The following is a 20,890-nucleotide window of genomic DNA, read 5'->3' on the forward strand; positions in this document are numbered from 1 at the left end:
TTGAGAGACCGCAAGCGCAGTCCACATCGACAAGCTCGGCCGGCGGGGCCTCGGCCCCGGCCGACGACGCTGCGTGCTTCACATAAAAGAAGACGGGCAGCCCTTCGACAAGTTCAGGGCGAACGGGTGGGGGCAAGCGCGCCCGGCGCCTCAGCTCACTCCCCAGGCGGACGGATCGAACCCGTTTCCATCCATTGTAGCACTGGCTTCAGCGGCACCAGCCACGCGACGCCCGCGATCAGATACACCACCGCCTGCACCAGCACCGGCCACGCACCGATGACGTGCGAGAAGCTGGTGACCAGCACCACCCAGAACGCGATCCAGGCGAGCATGCCGAGCGCGCCGACCGGCTTGCGCCAACTGGGCGTCATGAGCGCACCATTCCGCGTTCGGTGACGACGGCGTGGAGCGGGACGTCCCACGGGTCGCAATCGATCATCAGCAATTGCTGCACCGACCAGGCGATCCCCAGCCGCCAGGCATGTGGCAGACGGGCAAAGGCGCGGTCGTAATAGCCCGCACCCTGGCCCAATCGGTTCAACGCGTCGTCGAAGGCGACGAGCGGGGTCAGGACGATGTCCGGATGGACTTCGGGCGCGTCGCTGCCGGGTTGACGGATGCCGTAGGCACCCGGCGCCAGCGGATCGTTGTCGATCCAGGCCAGGAACCGCATCTCGCCATCGCGCCGCTCGACATGCGGCAGGGCGAGCGTCGCACCGGCGGCCCGCGCGGCCGCGGCCAGCGGCGTCGGATCGGCTTCGCTGCCGACCGGGATGTAGGAGGCGACGACCATGCCTTCGCGCAGCCGCGCAAGATAGTCGGCGGGGGGCACGATGACGCTGTCGCTCTGCATGGCGAACGCGTCGCGTTCGGCGCGCATATGGGCTCTGAGAGCCTTCTTGTCCTCGCTCACGCAAACGCCCCTTTCGCGTGTTTGCTGGCGGTGGCGGGACCGCCGTGGCCGTGTGCCGGGATATCCTCTGACGCACGGTACGTCAGGTGGGGACCATGTACTGCAGACCAGGGTCTGCGTAGGGACAGCCCCCTAAGGATGATGAATAGCCTCAGGGATATATTTGGCTCGTACCGGGCAGTGCCCGCCGCTGATGTATCTAGGCGTTCCCGGTGCTTTGCTCAAGGGTGTCGGCGATGCGCTCCAGCCGCTCGGCGATGCGGTCGAGCAGGATCGACGACGCGCCCGCGCCGCCGCGGGCCTGTTCGGCCTCGGTCAGCTCGTCGGCCAGCATCAGCGCGATGTAGAGCATCGTCCGCTCGCCACCCTGGCCGCCCGCCGCCCGCGCCGCCGTCGCGGCATGGGCGTCGAGCCGCCGACCCAGTGCCTCCAGCGCCGCCTCGCCACCGTCGCGGCAGGCGACGACGTGGGTCCGACCGCCGATGCTCAGGCGCACTTCGGCCATCAATCGGCCCCCGTCTCGGCGGCGATCAGCGAATCGATCTGTGCGATCGCGTCGCCGATCTGCGCCCGCAGCGCCGTGTGGCGATGGGCGAGGTCGGCGTGGCGGCGCAGGGCGGTCGCGGACGCCGCCTCGATCCGGGCCAGCGCCCGTTCGATCCGTGCGGTCGCGATTTCAGGCGCTTGATCGCTCATGACACCGGAGTACCAGCTTTGCGCGGGCGGGCAAGCACCCAGCGGGACGGTTGACGGAACCCTGCGACGATGCGCAAAGGCTCCCGCGCACGGGCGAATCCGCCCCTCCATGATTTCGAGGAAGACGTGAATGGCTGTCTCCGACGCCCAGCTCGCCAACGCCATCCGGGCGCTGTCGATGGATGCGGTGGAGGCCGCGAATTCCGGTCACCCCGGTATGCCGATGGGCATGGCCGATGTCGCGACCGTGCTGTTCACGAAGTATCTGAAATACGATCCGACCGACCCGCACTGGCCCGACCGCGACCGCTTCGTGCTGTCGGCGGGCCACGGATCGATGCTGATCTACAGCCTGCTCAACCTGACCGGCTATGCGCAGCCGACGATCGGGGACATCCGCAATTTTCGCCAGCTCGGCAGCCCGTGTGCGGGCCACCCGGAGAATTTCGAGCTGCCCGGCATCGAATGCACGACGGGGCCGCTGGGGCAGGGCGTGGCGATGGCGGTCGGCATGGCGATCGCCGAGCGGCACCTGAACGCCGAATTCGGCGACGCGCTGGTCGATCACCGCACCTGGGCGATCGCGGGTGACGGGTGCCTGATGGAAGGCGTCAATCACGAAGCGATCGGCCTGGCCGGACATCTGAGCCTGGGGCGCCTGATCGTGCTGTGGGACGACAACAGGATCACGATCGACGGATCGACCGAGCTGTCGACCAGCGAGGACATCGCCGCGCGCTATGTCGCGACCGGCTGGCAGGTGGTCGAGTGCGACGGCCACGACCCGGCGAGCATCGCCGCGGCGTTCGATGCCGCGATCGCCGAAACGGGCAAGCCGACGCTGGTCCGCTGCCGCACGATCATCGGCAGGGGCGCCCCGAACAAGGGCGGGAGCCACAAGGTCCACGGATCGCCGCTCGGCGCCGACGAGGTCGCCGCGACCCGTGCCGCGATCGGTTGGAACCATCCCGCGTTCGACGTGCCGCAGGACATCCGCGATGCGTGGGCGCTGGCGGGCAAGGCCGCCGCCGTACCTCACGCCGACTGGCAGCAGCGTCTTGCAAGTGCCTCGAACGGAACGGATTTCACCGCGCGCATGGTCGGCGATTTCGATCTCGATGCGGTGGCCAAGGTCGCGCTCGACGACATCGCCCGCGGCGGTGCGAAGGTCGCGACGCGCAAGTCGAGCGAACTGGTGCTGGAGAAGCTGACCGCCGCCTATCCGGCGCTGGTCGGCGGATCGGCCGACCTGACCCCGTCAAACAACACGCAGACCAAGTCGACCGCGACCGCGATGACCGCGACCGATTATTCGGGCCGCTACGTCCACTACGGTATCCGCGAATTCGGCATGGCCGCGGCGATGAACGGCATGGCGCTGCACGGCGGTATCGTGCCGTACGGCGGCACCTTCCTGGTCTTTTCCGATTATGCCCGGCCGGCGATCCGCCTGGCGGCCCTCCAGCAGGCGCGCTCGATCTTCGTGATGACGCACGATTCGATCGGGCTGGGCGAAGACGGTCCGACGCACCAGCCGGTCGAGCATGTCACGTCGCTGCGCCTGATCCCCAACCTCGACGTGTGGCGGCCGTGCGATTCGGTCGAGACGGCGGAGGCCTGGGCCTGTGCGGTCGCACGCAAGGACGGTCCGTCGCTCCTCGCACTTACCCGCCAGAACCTGCGTCAAGTGCGCGAGATCGGAGGAGAAAATCTCTCGGCAAAGGGCGGCTACCGCCTGCGTGCCGCGACCGCGGAGCGCAAGGTCGTCCTGATCGCGACCGGCTCCGAGGTCGAGATCGCGCTGGATGTCGCGGACAAGCTGGAAGCCGACGGCATCGGCGCCGATGTCGTCTCGATGCCCTGCTGGTCGCGCTTCGATACGCAGCCGGCCGCGTACCGCGACGACGTGCTGCCGCCGGTCGCCCCGGAGCAGGTGCTGCGCGTCTCGATCGAGGCGGGCACGACGATCGGGTGGGAACGCTATACGATGGTGCAGGGCCTGCGCTTCGGCATCGACCGCTTCGGCGCTTCGGCGCCGGCGGACCAGCTGTACGACTATTTCGGCCTGACCGCCGACAAGATCGCGCCGCAGGTGAAGGCGGCGCTGGGCAAGTAAAACCGCCGTTCGCCCGATCGGGCTCGAACGGATAACAGGAGGGTATGACATGACGAAGGTTGCGATCAACGGCTTCGGCCGCATCGGGCGTCTGGTGGCGCGCGCGATCCTGGAGCGTCCCGATTGCGGGCTCGAACTGGTCACGATCAACGATCTGGCCGACGCCAAGTCGAACGCCTGGCTGTTCAGCCGCGACAGCGTCCACGGCAAGTATCCGGGCGAGGTTTCGGCCGAGGGCACCGACCTTGTCATCGACGGCAAGCGCATCAAGGTGACCGCCGAGCGTGATCCCGCCAACCTGCCGCATGCCGAGAACGGCGTCGATCTGGTACTGGAGTGCACCGGCTTCTTCACCGACCGCGAAAGCGCGCAGAAGCACATTGATGCGGGTGCGAAGAAGGTGCTGATCTCGGCCCCGGCCAAGGGTGTCGACCTGACCGTCGTCTACGGCGTCAACCACGACAAGCTGGAGGCCGGCCACACGATCGTGTCCAATGCGTCGTGCACGACCAACTGTCTGGCGCCGGTCGCTAAAGTGCTGAACGACGCGATCGGGATCGAACGCGGGCTGATGACCACGATCCACGCCTACACCAACGACCAGAAGATCCTCGACCAGATCCACCCGGACCTGCGCCGCGCGCGTGCCGCCGCGATGTCGATGATCCCGACGACCACGGGCGCCGCCCGCGCGGTCGGCGAGGTTCTGCCCGAACTGAAGGGCAAGCTCGACGGCTCGGCGATCCGCGTGCCGGTGCCGGACGGCAGCCTGGTCGACCTGACGTTCACGCCGTCGCGCGACACGACGAAGGAAGAGGTCAACGACCTGCTGAAGGCCGCGGCCGATGGCCCGATGAAAGGTGTACTCTATTATTCGGACGAGCCGCTGGTTTCCATCGACATCGTCCACACGCCGGCGTCTTCGACCGTCGACAGCCTGGAAACGGCCGTGCTCGACGGCAAGCTGGTGCGCGTCGTCAGCTGGTACGACAATGAATGGGGCTTCTCTAACCGCATGGTCGATACCGCCGGCGCGATGGCGAAGCTGGTTTAATCACGTGTTGGCGGTTCCTGACGTCGTCCCCGCGCAGGCGGGGACCCATCTCCCGGACGTGCCGCACGCTATCACCCCGGTGCGTGCGGCGCAGTTCGGAGATGGACCCCCGCCTTCGCGGGGGTGACGGCTATGGGTGTTTTAGTCGGCATCGCCCGCCATGCGCGTCCGAAAGCGCCGATGGAGGTCGTGGAGCACGTCCGCGTGACCCCGGAGACCGGCATCGCCGGCGACTTCCGCGGCGCGATGAAGGGCAAGCCCTACCGCCGCCAGGTGACCCTCATCGAACGCGGCGACTGGGACGTGGCGATGGCGGAGGTCGGGCATAGCCTGCCGTGGCAGGAGCGCCGCGCGAACCTGCTGGTGGGCGATCTCGACCTGCCGCAGACGAAGGGCGTCCGCCTGCGGATCGGCGCCGACGTCGTGCTCGAAGTGACCCGCGAAACCGATCCGTGCGAGCGGATGGAGGCGCTGGCCGAGGGGCTTCGCGCTGCCTTGGCGCCCGACTGGCGCGGCGGGGCGTGCGCAATGGTGATTACCGGCGGCAACATTGCCGTCGGAGACGAGATAAGGATTGAAGCATGACGCGTGCGTTCAGGACCCTCGACGACATCGGCGACCTCTCGGGCAAGCGCGTGCTGGTCCGCGAGGATCTGAACGTGCCGATGGCCGATGGCCGCGTCACCGACGACACGCGGATGCGCGCCACGCTGGCGACCGTGACCGAACTCGCCGACAAGGGCGCGATCGTGCTGATCCTGGCGCACTTCGGCCGCCCGAAGGGACAGCGCAATCCGGGTATGAGCCTGTCGCTGGTGACCAGCGCCTATCAGGACGTGCTCGGCCGACCGGTCCAGTTCGTCGACTGGGACGGGGCTCCGCAAGCGGTCGCGACGATGCGCCCCGGCGACGTCGCGATCCTCGAGAACACGCGCTTCTTCGCGGGCGAGGAAAAGAACGACGCCGAAATGGTCGACCGCATCGCGGCGCTGGGTGACTTCTACGTCAACGACGCCTTCTCCGCCGCCCACCGCGCCCATGCCTCGACCGAAGGCGTCGCGCACAAGCTGCCCGCCTTCGCCGGCCGCGCGATGGAGGCCGAACTGGACGCGCTCGACAAGGCACTCGGCAAACCCGAGCATCCGGTCGCCGCGGTCGTCGGTGGCGCCAAGGTATCGTCGAAGCTCGACGTGCTGCGCCAGATGGTGACGAAGGTCGATCACCTGATCATCGGCGGCGGCATGGCCAACACCTTCCTTGCCGCGCGCGGCGTCGATGTCGGCAAGTCGCTGTGCGAGCACGACCTGACCGGCACCGCAGAGGATATCCTCGACGCGGCCGACGCGGCCAACTGCACCGTCCACCTGCCGTACGATGTCGTGGTGGCCAAGGAATTCAGGGCCAATCCGACGGCGCGGACCGTGAATGTCCATGAGGTGGCGGCCGACGAGATGATCCTCGACATCGGCCCGGCGGCGACCGAAGCGTTGGCCGACGTGCTGAAGAACTGCCGGACGCTTGTGTGGAACGGTCCGCTCGGCGCGTTCGAAACGCCGCCGTTCGACACCGCGACGGTCAGCTTGGCCAAGACCGCCGCGGCGCTGACCAAGGAGGGCGGCCTGGTGTCGGTCGCCGGGGGCGGGGACACCGTCGCTGCGCTCAACCAGGCAGGCGCGGCGGGCGATTTCACGTTCGTGTCGACCGCCGGCGGCGCGTTCCTGGAGTGGATGGAAGGCAAGGACCTCCCCGGCGTCGCTGCACTGACGCGTTGAAATCGCATTCGCCACCTGCTACGTTTAACATGTTAAACACGCAGGTGGCAGCATGTTGGGTGTCCGACTCGACGACGATCTCGAACGGCGGCTAAGCGCAGTTGCGCGCTCCGAAGGGCGCAGCAAGAGTGACATCGCGCGTGAGGCCGTCCGCCGCTACGTCGAACTGCATGACAGCGCTTTCATGGCGGAAGCCAAGCGCCAATCGCTCCGCGCTGCCGCCCGCCGTTGGACGCCGCAGGACGACGCCTGGGAAGCGCTCTCCGCGGCCGACGACGACTTGAGCGACCTGACATCTCGCACGGCAGCCGAATGAGGCGCGGCGATATCGTCGCGGCATTGGGTCGCGGCGACTTCTCCAACAAGCCGCGACCGAGCCTGATCGTGCAGGCTGAACCGTTCAACGCCCATCACCCCGCGATCACCGTCTGTCCGATCACCAGCGAGATCAGCGGCGACAGCTTCTACCGTGTACCAGTCACGGCCGGCGACGACACCAACCTGTTGATGGACAGCGAAATCGAGATCGATCTGGTCCAGGCTATCCGCCGCGAACGGCTCGGCCGCCGCATCGGCGTCGCCTCCGACGACGTCATGTTTCTCGTCGACCAAGCGCTCCGCCGCTGGTTGGCACTCTAACACCAAACCATAAAACAGCCGAGGAAACCCATGAATACGCAGGATATGACCGCGAAGATCGCCGATGGACAGGGCTTCATCGCCGCGCTCGACCAGTCGGGCGGATCCACGCCCAAGGCGCTGAAGGGCTATGGCGTCGAAGACGGCGCCTGGAGTTCGGACGAGGAGATGTTCGGCCTGATCCACCAGATGCGCAGCCGCATCATCACCTCGCCGTGCTTCACGGGTGAAAAGGTGCTGGGCGCCATCCTGTTCGAGCGGACGATGGACGGCCAGGTCGATGGCAAGCCCGCCCCCCAGGCGCTGATCGAGCGCGGCGTCGTGCCGTTCATCAAGATCGACAAGGGGCTGGAAGACGAGGCGAACGGCGTGCAGCTGATGAAGCCGATGCCGGAGCTCGACACGCTGCTCGCCCGCGCAAAGGGCCTGGGCGTGTTCGGGACCAAGGAGCGCTCCGTCATCAACCTTGCGAACAAGGATGGGATCGCGGCGATCGTGTCGCAGCAGTTAGCGGTCGCGGAGCAGGTGATCGCAGCCGGGCTGATGCCGATGCTGGAGCCCGAGATCAACATCAAGTCGCCGGAACGTGCAGAAGCCGACCTGATCCTGCTGGACGAGCTTCTGGCAGCGCTCGATGACGACGCGGACGGCCCGCAGGTGATGCTGAAGCTGTCGATCCCCGCGGTGCCCGGCACGTTCGATCCGCTGGTCGATCACCCGCGTGTCCTGCGCGTCGTCGCGTTGTCGGGCGGCTATGCCCGGCCCGAGGCCTGCGCCGAGCTCGCCAAGAACCGCGGCATGATCGCCAGCTTCAGCCGTGCGCTGCTCGAAGACCTGCGCGCGCCGATGTCGGACGATGACTTCGATGCCTCGCTCGGCGGCGCGATCGACGAGATCCACGCCGCATCGACCACCAAGACCCACGCTCCGGCGTGACACCAATGCCGGTCGCGTGTGGCAAAGCCCCGCGCGACCGGCTAGGCAGCGCCGCATGACCGATCCTATCGAAGACCCCCTCGGCCCGCTCGACCCCGGTTTCGCCCAGCGTTTCGTGCGCGACGAACGGCGTGGGGCCTGCCAGCTGTACCTCATCTCGCCGCTCGACGTGGCCGGCGGCTTTGCCGACCGGCTCGCGAACGCGCTGGATGCGGGGCCGGTCGCGGCGTTCCAGTTTCGCGTGAAGGACATCGACCAGCACGCGGCGGCCAGGCTCGCCGAACCGTTGCAGCGCATCTGCGCCGACCGCGATGTCGCTTTCATCGTCAACGACAGCATCAGCCTGGCCAAGCGTTTGGGCGCCGATGGCGTGCATCTGGGCCAGTCGGATGGCGACGCGCGGGAGGCGCGCGATGTGCTCGGCCCCGATGCCCAGGTCGGCGTGACCTGCCACGACAGCCGGCATCTGGCGATGGAAGCAGGCGAGGCGGGGGCGGACTATGTCGCGTTCGGCGCCTTCTATCCGACGACGACCAAGACGACGCAGCATGTGCCCGAGCCGTCGATCCTGTCGTGGTGGGGCGCGCTGTTCGAGATTCCCTGTGTCGCGATCGGCGGGATCACCCCCGCCAACGCCGCGCCGCTGGTCGCCGCAGGCGCCGACTTCCTGGCCGTGTCGAACGCGGTATGGAGTGGAGACGAAGCCGCGGCCGTCCGCGCCTTTGCCGATCTGCTGGACTGATCGCGCGCCACGGCAACCTCCGACCGGTTGCGTCGTTACGCCAATGATAGGGTTGCGTAACGAAAGGGTCGAGGATGCGGGAGCGCGTGTTGCTGGCGGTGGCCGGCCTGGGAATAACGACACTGGCGGTCGCGTCGCAAGTGCCGTCGGCGGACGCGCAGGCGCCGGCTGCACCCTCCGCTGCCGCTGGCACTGCCCCGGTCGATCCCGGCGTGCTGCATGTGCAGGTGATCCTCGACAAGCTCGGCTTTGGGCCCGGCGTCCTTGACGGCAAAGGCGGCCAGTCGCTGAAGGCGGCGTTGAAGGGTTTTCAGGAAAGCCGTGGGCTGAAGCAGACGGGGACGGCAGACCCGGCGACGCTTCGCGCGCTGTACCCGTTTCGCGGGTGGCGGCCGCTGAAGACCGTCGAGCTGACCGATACGATCCTTGTTGGCCCTTACATCGGGCGAATCTCCAAGGATTACAACGAACAATCGAAGCTTCCTCAGCTCGGCTATCACTCGCCGCTGGAGAAGCTGGCCGAGATGTTCCACACCACGCCGCAGGTGCTGGTCGCGCTGAACAGCCCGGAGACGATGATGCGCGCGGGCGCGCGGATCGTGGTGCCGAACGCGCTGCCGACATCGCGCGCCTACACGATCGATGATGCGGCGTGGCGCTCGACCGTCGCGATGCTGAACGTGGACGCCAAGCAGCCGGAGGCCGACCACATCGTCGTCGACAAATCCGACGGCGTGCTGCGCGTGCTCGACAAGGACGACAAGCTGGTCGCGCAGTTCAGCGCGACGATGGGCTCTGCCGAGTTCCCGCTGCCGATCGGGACGTGGACGATCAAGGGCACCGCGTTCAATCCCGACTGGAAGTACGACCCGAAGTTGATCGCCGGCAGCAAGCCGGGCGCCAAGGAGGCAGTGCTGCAACCCGGCCCGAACAACCCGGTCGGCGTCGTCTGGATGGACCTGTCGAAGCCGCATTACGGCATTCACGGCACACCGGAGCCGCAGAATATCGGCCGGACCGAAAGCAATGGCTGCATCCGCCTTACCAACTGGGATGCCGCGCGCCTGGCGCTGATGGTGAAGCCGGGGACCAAGGCGGTCTTCCGCGCATGAAGACACCGCCCGCTCCCGGTGCCAAGCCCGCCTCGCGCGGACGCCGGGCGCGGCGGTTCGGTCTCTACGTCGCCGCTTTCCTGGCGATGGGGCTGGTCGCGGTCGCGGCGATGGTGCGTTTCACCGGCCGGATCGAACGCGCCGAGGCGCCAGTCTCTGCCGTCGCGGCAGAGCCCGCCCAGGACGCAGCGCCGGTCGTCGCGCCCTCTGGCCTCATCATCCCGGTGCAAGGCGTGACCGCGCGACAGATGGTCGACAGCTGGGGACAGGCGCGCGGGGGCGGCACGCGCGCGCATACCGGAATCGACATCATGGCACCGGGCGGATCGTCCGTGCTGGCGGCGGCGGGGGGTCGGATCGAGCGGGTCTTCGAAAGCGGGGCGGGCGGTCACACGATCTACGTCCGCTCACACGACGGGCGGTGGATCTATTACTACGCGCACCTCGGCGCCTATGCGCCGGAATTGCGGGAGGGTGCCGCGGTGCGAGCGGGCCAGCAGATCGGCTTGGTCGGCGATACCGGCAACGCCGGCGCCGGGAATTACCACCTCCATTTTGGCATGTCGCGGATGGCGCCGGGTGAGCGCTGGTACGCGGGAACGCCGGTCAATCCGTACCCGCTGCTTGCCGGATCGACGGCCACGCGGTAAGGGCGGCGCCCTCGGACGCGGGCATCCCCCGCGCTCCCGGCTCTTTCCAACAGGTCGAGAACCCATGAAGATCAGCGGCGTGGACATCCGTCCCGGCAACATCATCGAATACGAAGGCGGCATCTGGCGCGCGGTCAAGATCCAGCACACGCAGCCCGGCAAGGGCGGGGCCTATATGCAGGTCGAGCTGAAGAACCTGCGCGATGGCCGCAAGAACAACGTCCGCTTCCGCTCGGCCGAAAGCGTCGAGCGTATCCGCCTGGACACCAAGGATTTCCAGTTCCTGTTTGCGGAAGGCGACAACCTGGTCTTCATGGACAAGGAAACCTACGACCAGACGACCCTGCCGCGCGACCTGCTCGGCGATGCGGCGGCCTTCCTGCAGGACGGCATGGACGTGGTCATGGAACTGTACGACGAAGAAGCCATTTCGGTGCAACTGCCCGATACGATCGAAGCGGTGATCGTCGAGGCCGACGCGGTCGTGAAGGGCCAGACGGCGTCGTCGAGCTACAAGCCCGCGATCCTGGAGAACGGCGTGCGCGTGATGGTGCCGCCACATATCGGCACGGGCACGAAGATCGTCGTCGACGTGTACGAACAGACGTATGTCAGGCGCGCCGACTGAGACGAAATAGCGAAGCTATTTCGCACAGTCAGCCGACCGGCCGGCGGGCAAAGCCCGACCGACGACATGGGCTTTGCCCATGTCGCTGAGTGATCCGATCTCCCTCTCTCTTTCAGGGGAGGGGGCCGGGGAGAGGGGCCGTGCCACGAGCAACGGTCTCTATTAGACCTCCCCCCTCTCCCAACCCTCTCTCCTGAAGGGGAGAGGGCTATAAGGTGACTTATGGTTTCCCATTCCGGCCTCATCACCGTCATGGAACGCGCCGTCCGCAAGGCAGCACCGCGTCTCCGCCGCGACTTCGGCGAGGTCCAGAACCTCCAGGTCAGCCGCAAGGGCCCGGCCGACTTCGTGTCGATGGCCGACAAGCAGGCCGAGGAAACGATCGTCGAGGAACTGCGCAAGGCGCGGCCCGACTGGGGGCTGTTGTTGGAGGAGGGCGGCGAAATCGCCGGCGATCCGTCTAAGCCGCGGTGGATCGTCGATCCCCTGGACGGCACCAGCAACTTCCTGCACGGCATTCCGCACTTCGCGATCTCGATCGCGGTCGACGATCCGGTCGGCGGGATCACGCACGGCATGGTCTACCAGCCGCTGACCGACGAAGGCTTCTGGGCGGAAAAGGGCCGTGGTGCGTGGGTGCAGGGCAACCGCCTGCGCGTATCGTCGCGCCGCGACCTGGCCGACGCGCTGGTCGCGACCGGCATCCCGTTCCTCGGCCACGGCGATTTCACGCAGTGGAGCCGCATCTTCGGTGCGGTCGCCCCCGAAGTCGCCGGCATTCGCCGCTTCGGCTCGGCCGCGCTCGACCTCGCCTGGGTCGCGGCGGGGCGCTATGACGCGTTCTGGGAAAGCGGGCTGAAGCCGTGGGACGTCGCGGCAGGCTGGCTGCTGGTGAAGGAAGCTGGCGGCTTCGTCACCGATTTCCGCGGGACCGACCGCGCGGTGGAAAAGGGCGAAGTGCTGGCGGCCAACGGCGACATCCACTCGCGCCTCCACAAGCTGGTCGCGAACGCGCTGCGCTGATTCAAAATTCCGCCCCCAGCTTGCTGGGGGAGGGGGACCGCTCGGCGAAGCCGAGTGGTGGAGGGGCGGCGCGGCACGCGCCGGCTTCCCAAGCCCTTCCACCACTCGGCTTCGCCGAGCGGTCCCCCTCCCCGAGACAAGCTCGGGGAGGAATTTTTCAGCCTCTTTTGCGATTCATTCTCACGCCGCAAACCCTTGCTCCCTGCACCCCTCGGGTCTAGAGCCCGCGGCATCCTTTTGTTCGCATCTGCGAGAGCGCATTTTGGTCGATCTGTCGCAATATCTGCCGATCCTGATGTTCCTCGGGATCGCACTCGTCCTGTCGGGGGCGTTCGTCGTCCTGCCGATGATCGCCGCGCGCTTTACCGGCACGCACCAGCCGACGCCCGAGAAGCTGACCGAATATGAATGCGGCTTCCCCGCGTTCGAGGATTCGCGCAGCCAGTTCGACGTGCGCTTCTACCTCGTGGCGATCCTGTTCATCATCTTCGATCTCGAAGCCGCCTTCATCTACCCCTGGGCGGTGACCGTGTTCGATCTGGGGTGGGTCGCCTGGACGTCGATGATGGTTTTCATCGGCGAATTGGCACTCGGCCTCGTCTATGCGTGGAAGAAGGGGGCGTTGGACTGGGAATGAGCCAGACACCTGACATCATGAGCCATTCGCAGCAGGGCAGCGTCCTGCTCCCGCACCAGCCTGCGCCCGGCGCCTTGCCCGATCAGGCGTTCTTCACCGATCTGAACGGCGAGCTGAACGACAAGGGCTTCCTGGTTACCTCGACCGAGGAGCTGTTCCAGTGGGCCCGCACCGGCTCGCTGTGGTGGATGACGTTCGGCCTCGCGTGCTGCGCGGTCGAGATGATCCACGTCAACATGCCGCGCTACGACCTCGAACGCTTCGGCGCCGCCCCGCGCGCAAGCCCGCGCCAGTCGGACGTGATGATCGTCGCGGGCACGCTGTGCAACAAGATGGCCCCGGCGCTGCGCCGCGTCTACGACCAGATGTCGGAGCCGAAGTACGTTATCTCGATGGGCAGCTGCGCCAACGGCGGCGGCTATTACCATTATTCGTACAGCGTCGTGCGCGGCTGCGACCGCGTGGTGCCGGTCGATATCTACGTCCCCGGTTGCCCGCCGACCGCGGAAGCATTGCTCTACGGCATCATGCAGTTGCAGCGGAAGATCCGCCGCGTCGGGACGGTGGAGCGGTGAGGGCGCCCGCACCCCGCTATACGCCGGACCTCAATCCGGGCGTGATCGATCTGGCGACCGCGACGCTGGGCGCGATGCTGGTCGAGGCGACCGATCTGGTCGGCGAAGTCTCGCTGACCATCGATCGTGCCCAGATCGTGCCGGCGATGATCGCGCTGCGCGACACGCCCGGCCTCGAATATCAGCAGCTGATGGAGATGGCGGGCGTCGATTATCCGTCGCGGCCCGAGCGCTTCGACGTCGTCTATTGCCTGCTGTCGCTGACCCGCAATCACCGCATCCGCGTTCGCGTGACGACCGACGAAGTGCAGCCGGTGCCGTCCGTGACGGGCATCTGGCCGGTCGCGGGCTGGCTGGAGCGCGAAGTGTACGACATGTACGGCGTGCTGTTCTCCGGCAACCCGGACCTGCGCCGCATCCTGACCGACTATGGCTTCCGCGGCCATCCGCAGCGCAAGGACTTCCCGCTGTCGGGCTTCGTCGAGCTGCGCTATTCGGAAGAGGCGAAGCGCGTCGTCTATCAGCCGGTGTCTTTGGCGCAGGACTTCCGCAATTTCGACTTCATGTCGCCGTGGGAAGGCGCCGAATACGTGCTGCCGGGTGACGAAAAGGCGCCAATGCCGGCGCCTGCGCAGACCCCGCCCGCACCGTTGGTCGTGACGCCGTCGACCAACGTAGCCGCGCAGGGCGAAGCGAAGGGCGCGCCGTCGCCGGTCACCGCCGACCAGGTGCAAAAGGCCGATGCCGCTGCTGCCGAGGTCGAGACGGCCAAGACCGACGAGCCGAAGACGAGCGAGGGAACCGCGCAGACCGGTGCCGGCAAGCCGCACCCGGATGACGGCCCCGCGCCTGCCAACCCCGATGTCGTGCCCGGCCAGGGCAAGGGGCAGAACCAATGAGCGAGTATATCGACGAGATCGCCGGCCGCACCGATGCCGCCGACCCGACGCCGGGCGATGTCGAGATCCAGAACTACACGATCAACTTCGGGCCTCAGCACCCGGCCGCGCACGGCGTGTTGCGGCTGGTCATGGAGTTGGACGGCGAGATTGTCGAGCGGCTCGACCCGCATGTCGGCCTGCTCCACCGTGGCACCGAGAAGCTGATCGAGCACAAGACCTACACCCAGGCGCTGCCCTATTTCGACCGGCTCGATTACTGTTCGCCGCTGTGCATGGAGCACAGCTTCGTGCTGGCGGTTGAAAAGCTGCTCGACCTCGACGTGCCGGTGCGCGCGCAATATCTGCGCGTGTTTTTCGCCGAGCTGACCCGCATCTCGAACCACATGCTGAACCTCGGCAGCCACGTCATGGACGTCGGCGCGATGACGCCGAACCTGTGGCTGTTCGAAATCCGCGAAGACTGCATGAACTTCTTCGAGCGGGCGAGCGGAGCCCGGATGCACGCCAATTACTTCCGCGTCGGCGGTGTACACCAGGACGTGCCGCTGAAGCTGCTGGCGGACATCGCCGACTGGCTCGACGATCGCCTGCCGCGCCTGTTCGAGGATGCGATCAGCCTGGTCGCGGAAAACCGCATCTTCAAGCAGCGCAACGTCGACATCGCCATCGTTGCCCGTGACGACGCGGTGAAATGGGGCTTCTCCGGCCCGATGATCCGCGGTGCCGGCATCGCCTGGGACCTGCGCAAGTCGCAGCCCTACGACGTCTACGACCGGATGGAATTCGACGTCCCCGTCGGCACGCGCGGCGACTGCTACGACCGGTTCATGGTCCGCGTGGAGGAAGTCCGCCAGTCGGCGCGCATCATGAAGCAGTGCTTGGCCGAAATGCCCGAAGGCCCGATCATGACCACCGATCGCAAGGTCGGCCCGCCCAAGCGCGGCGAAATGAAGCGGTCGATGGAAGCGCTGATCCATCACTTCAAGCTGTACACCGAAGGCTATCAGGTTCCAGCGGGCGAAGTGTATGTCGCGACCGAGAGCCCCAAGGGCGAATTCGGGGTATACCTGGTCAGCGACGGCACCAACAAGCCGTACCGCTGCAAGATCCGCCCGACCGCGTTCAGCCACCTCCAGGCGATGGACTTCATGTCGCGCGGCCACATGCTGGCTGACACGACCGCCATCCTCGGCGCGCTCGACATCGTGTTCGGGGAGTGCGACCGGTGAGGCTGACGACACTTCAGGCTCTGTGGCTGATCGGCGCGACCGTCTTAGCCGCGTTGCTGTCGATCGATGTTTTCGGACTTGTCCACGTTCCGTTCCCGCTTTGGGGCGGACTGACAGGTCTGCTTATAATCAGCGGTCGGGTCATGCCGTCGCTGCATGAACTTCAAAAGGCTGACAGCCGTGGCTGACGCACCCCAGATCCCTGACGAAGCGGAAGTCCGCGCCCGCTGGGGCGGGTTCGCCTGGACGCATGAGAACCAGGAAAAGGCGAACGAGATCATCGGTCGCTATCCGGCCGGTCGCCAGCAATCCGCGTCGATCCCGCTGCTCGACCTCGCCCAGCGCCAGGTGGGGGTGGAGACGCACACGCAAGGCTGGCTGCCGATCCCGGTGATCGAATTCGTCGCGCGCCAGATCGGCGTCGCGTACATCCGCGTGCTCGAGGTCGCGACCTTCTACACTATGTTCAACCTCGCCCCGGTCGGCAAATTCCACGTCCAGGTGTGCGGCACGACGCCGTGCATGCTGCGCGGGTCGGACGACGTGATGGCGGCGTGCAGGAACATGGGGCTGAACAAGGGGCGGACGACGCCCGACGGCCTGTTCACGCTGACCGAGGTCGAGTGCATGGGCAATTGCGCTTCGGCGCCGATGGTCCAGATCAACGACGACAATTACGAAGACCTCGACTACGACCGCACGACCGCGCTGCTCCAGGCGCTGGCTGCGGGCGAAGCGCCGAAGACCGGCACGCAGGAACCGGGTCGCCACACCGTCGAACCGCTCGGCGGCCCGACGACGCTGACCGCGATGGTGGACGAGAACCACGACTATCGGCCGGAGTGGGCGGCATGAGCAAGAATATGCTCGTCACCCTACTGGCCGTCATCGGCGCGATCGTCGTCCTGGGGTGGGTGCTGAAGCTCAGCTTCAAGCTGCTCGGCCTGGCGATCGGCGCGGCGATCGTCGTCGCTATCCTGGCCTGTGGCCAGAAGCTGCTGGGGAATGGCAAGTGAGCCTCGCCGACAAGGACCGCATCTTCACCAACCTCTACGGCTATCAGCCGTGGAGCATCGACGCGGCGATGGCGCGCGGTGCGTGGGACAATACCAAGGCGCTGCTGGAGCTCGGCCAGGATACGATCATCGATCGCATCAAGGCGAGCGGGCTGCGCGGCCGTGGCGGCGCAGGCTTCCCGACCGGTATGAAATGGTCGTTCATGCCCAAGGAACCGCGCGCCGATCGCCCGAGCTTCCTGGTCATCAACGCCGACGAGTCCGAGCCCGGCAGCTGCAAGGACCGCGAGATCATCCGCCACGATCCGCACCTGCTGATCGAAGGCGCGCTGGTCGCGGGCTTCGCGATGCGCGCGCGGGCCGCGTACATCTACATCCGCGGCGAATATATCCGCGAGGCGGAAACGCTGTTCGCTGCCGTTGCTGAGGCTTACGACCGCGGGTTCCTGGGCAAGAACGCGTGCAAGTCGGGCTACGACTTCGACGTGTTCGTCCACCGCGGTGCCGGCGCCTACATCTGCGGCGAAGAAACCGCGATGATCGAAAGCCTGGAGGGCAAGAAGGGCCAGCCGCGCCTGAAGCCGCCGTTCCCGGCCGGCGCTGGCCTCTACGGCTGCCCGACCACGGTCAACAACGTCGAATCGATCGCGGTCGCGCCGACCATCCTGCGCCGCGGGCCGGAATGGTTCTCCAGCTTCGGCGATGAGAACAACAAGGGCACCAAGCTCTTCCAGATCAGCGGCCACGTCGAGCGCACGTGCGTCGTCGAGGAAGCGATGAGCATCCCATTCCGCGAGCTGATCGAGAAGCACTGCGGCGGCATCCGTGGCGGGTGGGACAACCTTCTCGCCGTCATTCCCGGCGGCTCATCGGTGCCGCTGGTGCCCGCCGCGCAGATCATGGACTGCGCGATGGACTTCGACGGCCTGAAGGCGGTCGGATCGGGCCTCGGCACCGCGGCGGTCATCGTCATGGACAAGTCGACCGACATCGTCCGCGCGATCAGCCGCCTGTCGTACTTCTACAAGCATGAGAGCTGCGGCCAGTGCACCCCGTGCCGCGAAGGCACCGGCTGGATGTGGCGCGTGATGGAACGGCTGCGTACCGGCGACGCCGACATCAGCGAAATCGACACGCTGCATCAGGTGACCAAGCAGGTCGAAGGCCACACCATCTGCGCGCTGGGCGACGCCGCCGCGTGGCCGATCCAGGGCCTCATCAAGCATTTTCGTCCGGAGATTGAACGGCGCATCATTGAGCGTAATACTGGGGGTGTCAGCAGTCTGACATCTTTGCAGGAGGCAGCGGAATGATGAAGCTTCGGGTATCGCTAGTGCGTGTAGCCAGCGTGGCGTTGATAGGGTTCTCGGCGTGCACGTCCATGTCCGCGTCCGCGCAACAACCGACCGCACCACCGCCGCCGAGGGTCATTCCTGTGCAGCCGCTGGGCAATGTTAATATCGATCAATTCAACACACGCGTTCGCAACGGACAGTACCAGGCTCCTACATCAGTGACCGGGCCCTATTCCCGAGCGCTGTCTTTCGTGAATTGCGCAGGTGGTTCGATAAAAAGTCGTGAGATCCTAGCGACAAGCTTTGGATCTGCTGAAGAAAGCAAATTGATCGATCAAACCGTTCGTCGCAACCTTCGCTGCAACGAAGGGGCAGGCGGCGTACCCGTGTTTCTGATGCGTGCCGCGATGTCGGAAGGTGCGTTGAAGAGCAAGAAGGTGTTGCCGGGTGATGGCAGCGGTTTGTCAGGGGCCGAGCCGGGGATCGATCCCGCTATCTCCCCAATGCTTGGCGATGCGATCCGATTGGCGAGTTGCCAAGTCAAGCGCGACGCGGGGGCAGCTCGCGCCGTCCTGGCGACGGGGCTGGCGTCGGCCGAAGAAAAGGCTGCCGAAGAACGACTTGCTGCGGCCACCCCGCAGTGCGGTGTTCGGGAGCAGACCGCAGGTCTTGATAGCGTTACGCATCGCGCGATGATCGCGAGTGCGTTGGGCGCGCATGCTGCGTCGGGTGTTTCGAGTAAAAACTAAGTTCTGAATCTAGACTACGAAGATCGAAGGCGACCGCCTCGTCTATCAACGAGGCGGTCGCAAGATTGGATTGAGAGTTCGATGCCAAAAGTAAAAGTCGACGGGATCGAGGTCGAGGTCCCCGCCGGTGCGACGGTGCTCCAGGCCTGTGAGGCTGCGGGGAAGGAAATCCCGCGCTTCTGCTATCACGAGCGCCTGAGCATCGCCGGCAACTGTCGCATGTGCCTGGTCGAGGTGAAGCCCGGACCGCCGAAGCCGCAGGCGTCGTGCGCACTGCCGGCCGCGGACAATCAGGAAATCCGCACCGACAGCCCGATGGTGAAGGCGGCGCGTGAAGGGGTGATGGAGTTCCTGCTCATCAACCACCCGCTCGATTGCCCGATTTGCGACCAGGGTGGCGAATGCGATCTGCAAGACCAGTCGGTCGCCTACGGGCGCGGCCATTCGCGCTACACCGAGAACAAGCGCGCGGTGACCGAAAAGTACATGGGTCCGATCGTCAAGACGGTCATGACCCGCTGCATTCAGTGCACACGCTGCGTGCGCTTTGCCGAGGAAGTCGCGGGCGTCGAGGATATCGGCGCGCTGTACCGCGGCGAGAACATGCAGATCACTTCGTATCTCGAGGGCGCCGTGCAGTCGGAGCTGTCGGGCAACGTCGTCGACCTGTGCCCGGTGGGGGCGCTGACGTCGAAGCCCTATGCGTTCGAGGCGCGGCCGTGGGAGCTGCGCAAGACGCTCGCCATCGATGTGATGGACGCGGTCGGCACCAACATCCGGCTCGACAGCCGCGGTCGCCAGGTGCTGCGCGCGCTTCCTCGCATCAACGAGGACGTGAACGAGGAATGGGCGCACGACAAGACGCGCCACCACGTCGACGGACTTGTCCGCCGCCGCCTCGACAAGCCCTATGTCCGCAAGGGCGGCAAGCTGGTCGCGGCGAGCTGGGACGAGGCATTCGATGCGATTGCCGGTGTCGCGCGAGGCGCGGGTAGCAGCGTCGCCGCGGTTCACGGCGACATGCTCGATTGCGAGACGATCTTTGCTACCAAGACGCTGTTGACGTCGCTCGGCTCGAATCTGCACGAGGGGCGCCAGACGGGCGCCAGATACGACACGTCGAGCCTGGCCGCGGTCAACTTCAACTCGACGATCGCCGGGGTCGAGCAGGCCGATGTGATCCTGCTGGTCGGCACCAACGTCCGCTGGGAAGCGTCGCTGGTCAACACGCGTATCCGCAAGGCGATCAAGAAGGGCGCCAAGGTCTTCGCGATCGGGCCGGAGACGGAGCTGACCTACAGCGTCGAATGGCTCGGCAACGACCTGTCGCTGCTCGGTAAGCTGCCGGACGCGGTGAGCGAGGCGTTTGCGGCCGCCAAGTTCCCGATGGTGATCGTCGGCGGCGCGCCGCTGAACACTGCGCAGGGGGCGACGCTCGGGCTGATCGATACGCTCGGCCTCGTCCGCGATGGCTGGAACGGCTACAACGTCCTGCACTTTTCCGCCGCGCGGATGGGTAGCCTGATGCTCAGCTTCAGCCGGCCCGGCGGTGTCGCCGAGCTGATCGACGCCAAGCCGCGTCTCGTCTTCTTCATGGGCGCCGACGAAGTGAACCATGCCGCGTTCGAGGGTGCGTTCAAGGTGTTCGTCGGCCATCACGGCGACGCAGGCGCGCATCATGCCGACGTGATCCTGCCGGGCGCGACCTATGCCGAGAAGCCCGGCACCTACGTCAATATCGAAGGCCGCGTGCAGCGCGGCGACCGCGCCGTGTTCCCGCCGGGCGACGCCCGCGAGGACTGGACGATTCTGCGCGCGCTGAGCGAGCGTCTGGGCACGCCGCTGCCGTTCGACACGTTCGAGGAACTGCGCGCGAAGATGTTCGCCGCGGTGCCGGCACTGGCGCAAGAAGGGCTGGCCCGCTTCGACTGGGCCGTGCCGTCGCTGCCCGCGACCGCGTCGGGCGAGGTCGCCTATCCGGTGAAGGACTTCTACCTGACCAACAGCATCTGCCGGGCGAGCCCGACGATGCAGCGTTGCTCGGCGGAAATCCTGCACGGGGAAGAGTTTGCGGAGGCCGCGGAGTGATTGCGATGATGAAGTCCTCCCCGGTACGGGGAGGGGGACCGCTCGGTGATAGCCGAGTGGTGGAGGAGGGGCGCCACGAGCGTCTTCGCCTGCCGTACGCCCCCTCCACCATGCT

Annotated in this window: 26 protein-coding genes; 22 read left to right on the top strand and 4 right to left on the bottom strand. The window is 66.4% G+C overall.

What is annotated here, in order from left to right:
• Positions 1-155 precede the first annotated feature (155 nt).
• From ASE86_RS08000 to ASE86_RS08015, 4 genes are all read right to left on the bottom strand, one after another.
• The gene (locus ASE86_RS08000) at positions 156-374 is read right to left on the bottom strand and encodes a DUF2842 domain-containing protein (RefSeq protein ID WP_056424339.1); all 219 of its coding nucleotides are present in this window, start codon (positions 372-374) and stop codon (positions 156-158) included.
• Positions 371-916, bottom strand: coding sequence for a 5-formyltetrahydrofolate cyclo-ligase (locus tag ASE86_RS08005; protein WP_156347067.1), 546 nt, complete (start codon positions 914-916; stop codon positions 371-373). The genes ASE86_RS08000 and ASE86_RS08005 overlap by 4 nt, the downstream gene beginning before the upstream one ends.
• 199 nt (positions 917-1,115) lie before the next feature.
• Positions 1,116-1,421: a cell division protein ZapA gene (locus ASE86_RS08010; RefSeq protein ID WP_056424345.1), complete on the bottom strand. Its 306-nt coding sequence runs from the start codon at positions 1,419-1,421 to the stop codon at positions 1,116-1,118.
• Complete coding sequence (locus ASE86_RS08015) at positions 1,421-1,612, bottom strand: hypothetical protein (RefSeq protein WP_056424348.1); 192 nt, start codon at positions 1,610-1,612, stop codon at positions 1,421-1,423. Before ASE86_RS08015 ends, ASE86_RS08010 begins: the two co-directional genes overlap by 1 nt.
• A gap of 130 nt (positions 1,613-1,742) precedes the next feature.
• Between ASE86_RS08015 and tkt the strand changes: the two genes are divergently transcribed.
• The 22 genes from tkt (at position 1,743) to nuoG (ending at position 20,775) form a co-directional block, all read left to right on the top strand.
• On the top strand, positions 1,743-3,728 hold the full coding sequence (gene tkt, locus ASE86_RS08020; RefSeq protein WP_056424351.1) for a transketolase: 1,986 nt from the start codon (positions 1,743-1,745) through the stop codon (positions 3,726-3,728).
• Positions 3,729-3,777: 49 nt separating this feature from the next.
• On the top strand, positions 3,778-4,782 hold the full coding sequence (gene gap, locus ASE86_RS08025) for a type I glyceraldehyde-3-phosphate dehydrogenase (protein ID WP_056424353.1): 1,005 nt from the start codon (positions 3,778-3,780) through the stop codon (positions 4,780-4,782).
• 132 nt (positions 4,783-4,914) lie between these two features.
• Entirely contained in the window at positions 4,915-5,367 is a 453-nt protein-coding gene (locus ASE86_RS08030) for an MOSC domain-containing protein (RefSeq protein ID WP_056424356.1), read from the top strand.
• Positions 5,364-6,554 carry a phosphoglycerate kinase gene (locus ASE86_RS08035; protein WP_056424359.1) on the top strand — a complete coding sequence of 397 codons (1,191 nt, stop codon included), beginning with the start codon at positions 5,364-5,366 and terminating at the stop codon, positions 6,552-6,554. Before ASE86_RS08030 ends, ASE86_RS08035 begins: the two co-directional genes overlap by 4 nt.
• 52 nt (positions 6,555-6,606) lie before the next feature.
• Positions 6,607-6,870, top strand: a complete 264-nt coding sequence (locus ASE86_RS08040) for a ribbon-helix-helix protein, CopG family (protein WP_056424361.1) — start codon at positions 6,607-6,609, stop codon at positions 6,868-6,870.
• Positions 6,867-7,193 (top strand): type II toxin-antitoxin system PemK/MazF family toxin, encoded by a 327-nt coding sequence (locus tag ASE86_RS08045; protein ID WP_056424364.1) that lies wholly within the window; start codon positions 6,867-6,869, stop codon positions 7,191-7,193. Before ASE86_RS08040 ends, ASE86_RS08045 begins: the two co-directional genes overlap by 4 nt.
• 30 nt (positions 7,194-7,223) lie before the next feature.
• Positions 7,224-8,129: a fructose bisphosphate aldolase gene (locus tag ASE86_RS08050; RefSeq protein WP_056424368.1), complete on the top strand. Its 906-nt coding sequence runs from the start codon at positions 7,224-7,226 to the stop codon at positions 8,127-8,129.
• 55 nt (positions 8,130-8,184) lie between these two features.
• Positions 8,185-8,871 (top strand): thiamine phosphate synthase, encoded by a 687-nt coding sequence (gene thiE, locus ASE86_RS08055; RefSeq protein WP_056424370.1) that lies wholly within the window; start codon positions 8,185-8,187, stop codon positions 8,869-8,871.
• Positions 8,872-8,945: 74 nt separating this feature from the next.
• Positions 8,946-9,983: a L,D-transpeptidase family protein gene (locus ASE86_RS08060; RefSeq protein ID WP_056424373.1), complete on the top strand. Its 1,038-nt coding sequence runs from the start codon at positions 8,946-8,948 to the stop codon at positions 9,981-9,983.
• Positions 9,980-10,633 carry a M23 family metallopeptidase gene (locus tag ASE86_RS08065; protein WP_082441756.1) on the top strand — a complete coding sequence of 218 codons (654 nt, stop codon included), beginning with the start codon at positions 9,980-9,982 and terminating at the stop codon, positions 10,631-10,633. The genes ASE86_RS08060 and ASE86_RS08065 overlap by 4 nt, the downstream gene beginning before the upstream one ends.
• Positions 10,634-10,697: 64 nt before the next feature.
• Positions 10,698-11,261, top strand: a complete 564-nt coding sequence (gene efp / locus ASE86_RS08070) for an elongation factor P (protein ID WP_056424376.1) — start codon at positions 10,698-10,700, stop codon at positions 11,259-11,261.
• A 222-nt stretch (positions 11,262-11,483) separates the two neighbouring features.
• Positions 11,484-12,284: an inositol monophosphatase family protein gene (locus ASE86_RS08075; protein WP_056424379.1), complete on the top strand. Its 801-nt coding sequence runs from the start codon at positions 11,484-11,486 to the stop codon at positions 12,282-12,284.
• A 262-nt stretch (positions 12,285-12,546) separates the two neighbouring features.
• A complete protein-coding gene (locus tag ASE86_RS08080) occupies positions 12,547-12,921 on the top strand; it encodes an NADH-quinone oxidoreductase subunit A (protein WP_056424382.1) in 375 nt (124 codons plus the stop codon).
• Between the two features lie 17 nt (positions 12,922-12,938).
• Positions 12,939-13,496, top strand: coding sequence for a NuoB/complex I 20 kDa subunit family protein (locus tag ASE86_RS08085; protein ID WP_056424385.1), 558 nt, complete (start codon positions 12,939-12,941; stop codon positions 13,494-13,496).
• On the top strand, positions 13,493-14,395 hold the full coding sequence (locus tag ASE86_RS08090; protein WP_056424388.1) for an NADH-quinone oxidoreductase subunit C: 903 nt from the start codon (positions 13,493-13,495) through the stop codon (positions 14,393-14,395). Before ASE86_RS08085 ends, ASE86_RS08090 begins: the two co-directional genes overlap by 4 nt.
• Positions 14,392-15,627: an NADH-quinone oxidoreductase subunit D gene (locus tag ASE86_RS08095; protein WP_056424391.1), complete on the top strand. Its 1,236-nt coding sequence runs from the start codon at positions 14,392-14,394 to the stop codon at positions 15,625-15,627. Before ASE86_RS08090 ends, ASE86_RS08095 begins: the two co-directional genes overlap by 4 nt.
• Positions 15,624-15,815, top strand: coding sequence for a hypothetical protein (locus tag ASE86_RS08100; RefSeq protein ID WP_056424394.1), 192 nt, complete (start codon positions 15,624-15,626; stop codon positions 15,813-15,815). The genes ASE86_RS08095 and ASE86_RS08100 overlap by 4 nt, the downstream gene beginning before the upstream one ends.
• Positions 15,808-16,482 carry a complex I 24 kDa subunit family protein gene (locus ASE86_RS08105; protein ID WP_056424397.1) on the top strand — a complete coding sequence of 225 codons (675 nt, stop codon included), beginning with the start codon at positions 15,808-15,810 and terminating at the stop codon, positions 16,480-16,482. The genes ASE86_RS08100 and ASE86_RS08105 overlap by 8 nt, the downstream gene beginning before the upstream one ends.
• Positions 16,479-16,643, top strand: a complete 165-nt coding sequence (locus tag ASE86_RS15955) for a hypothetical protein (RefSeq protein ID WP_156347069.1) — start codon at positions 16,479-16,481, stop codon at positions 16,641-16,643. Before ASE86_RS08105 ends, ASE86_RS15955 begins: the two co-directional genes overlap by 4 nt.
• Positions 16,640-17,956 carry an NADH-quinone oxidoreductase subunit NuoF gene (gene nuoF / locus ASE86_RS08110; RefSeq protein ID WP_056424400.1) on the top strand — a complete coding sequence of 439 codons (1,317 nt, stop codon included), beginning with the start codon at positions 16,640-16,642 and terminating at the stop codon, positions 17,954-17,956. Before ASE86_RS15955 ends, nuoF begins: the two co-directional genes overlap by 4 nt.
• Before the next feature lie 122 nt (positions 17,957-18,078).
• On the top strand, positions 18,079-18,687 hold the full coding sequence (locus ASE86_RS15960) for a hypothetical protein (RefSeq protein ID WP_156347070.1): 609 nt from the start codon (positions 18,079-18,081) through the stop codon (positions 18,685-18,687).
• A gap of 81 nt (positions 18,688-18,768) precedes the next feature.
• Entirely contained in the window at positions 18,769-20,775 is a 2,007-nt protein-coding gene (gene nuoG / locus ASE86_RS08120) for an NADH-quinone oxidoreductase subunit NuoG (protein WP_056424406.1), read from the top strand.
• Positions 20,776-20,890: the final 115 nt, after the last annotated feature.

The organism is Sphingomonas sp. Leaf33, assembly GCF_001421785.1.
Taxonomy (GTDB): Bacteria; Pseudomonadota; Alphaproteobacteria; order Sphingomonadales; family Sphingomonadaceae; genus Sphingomonas.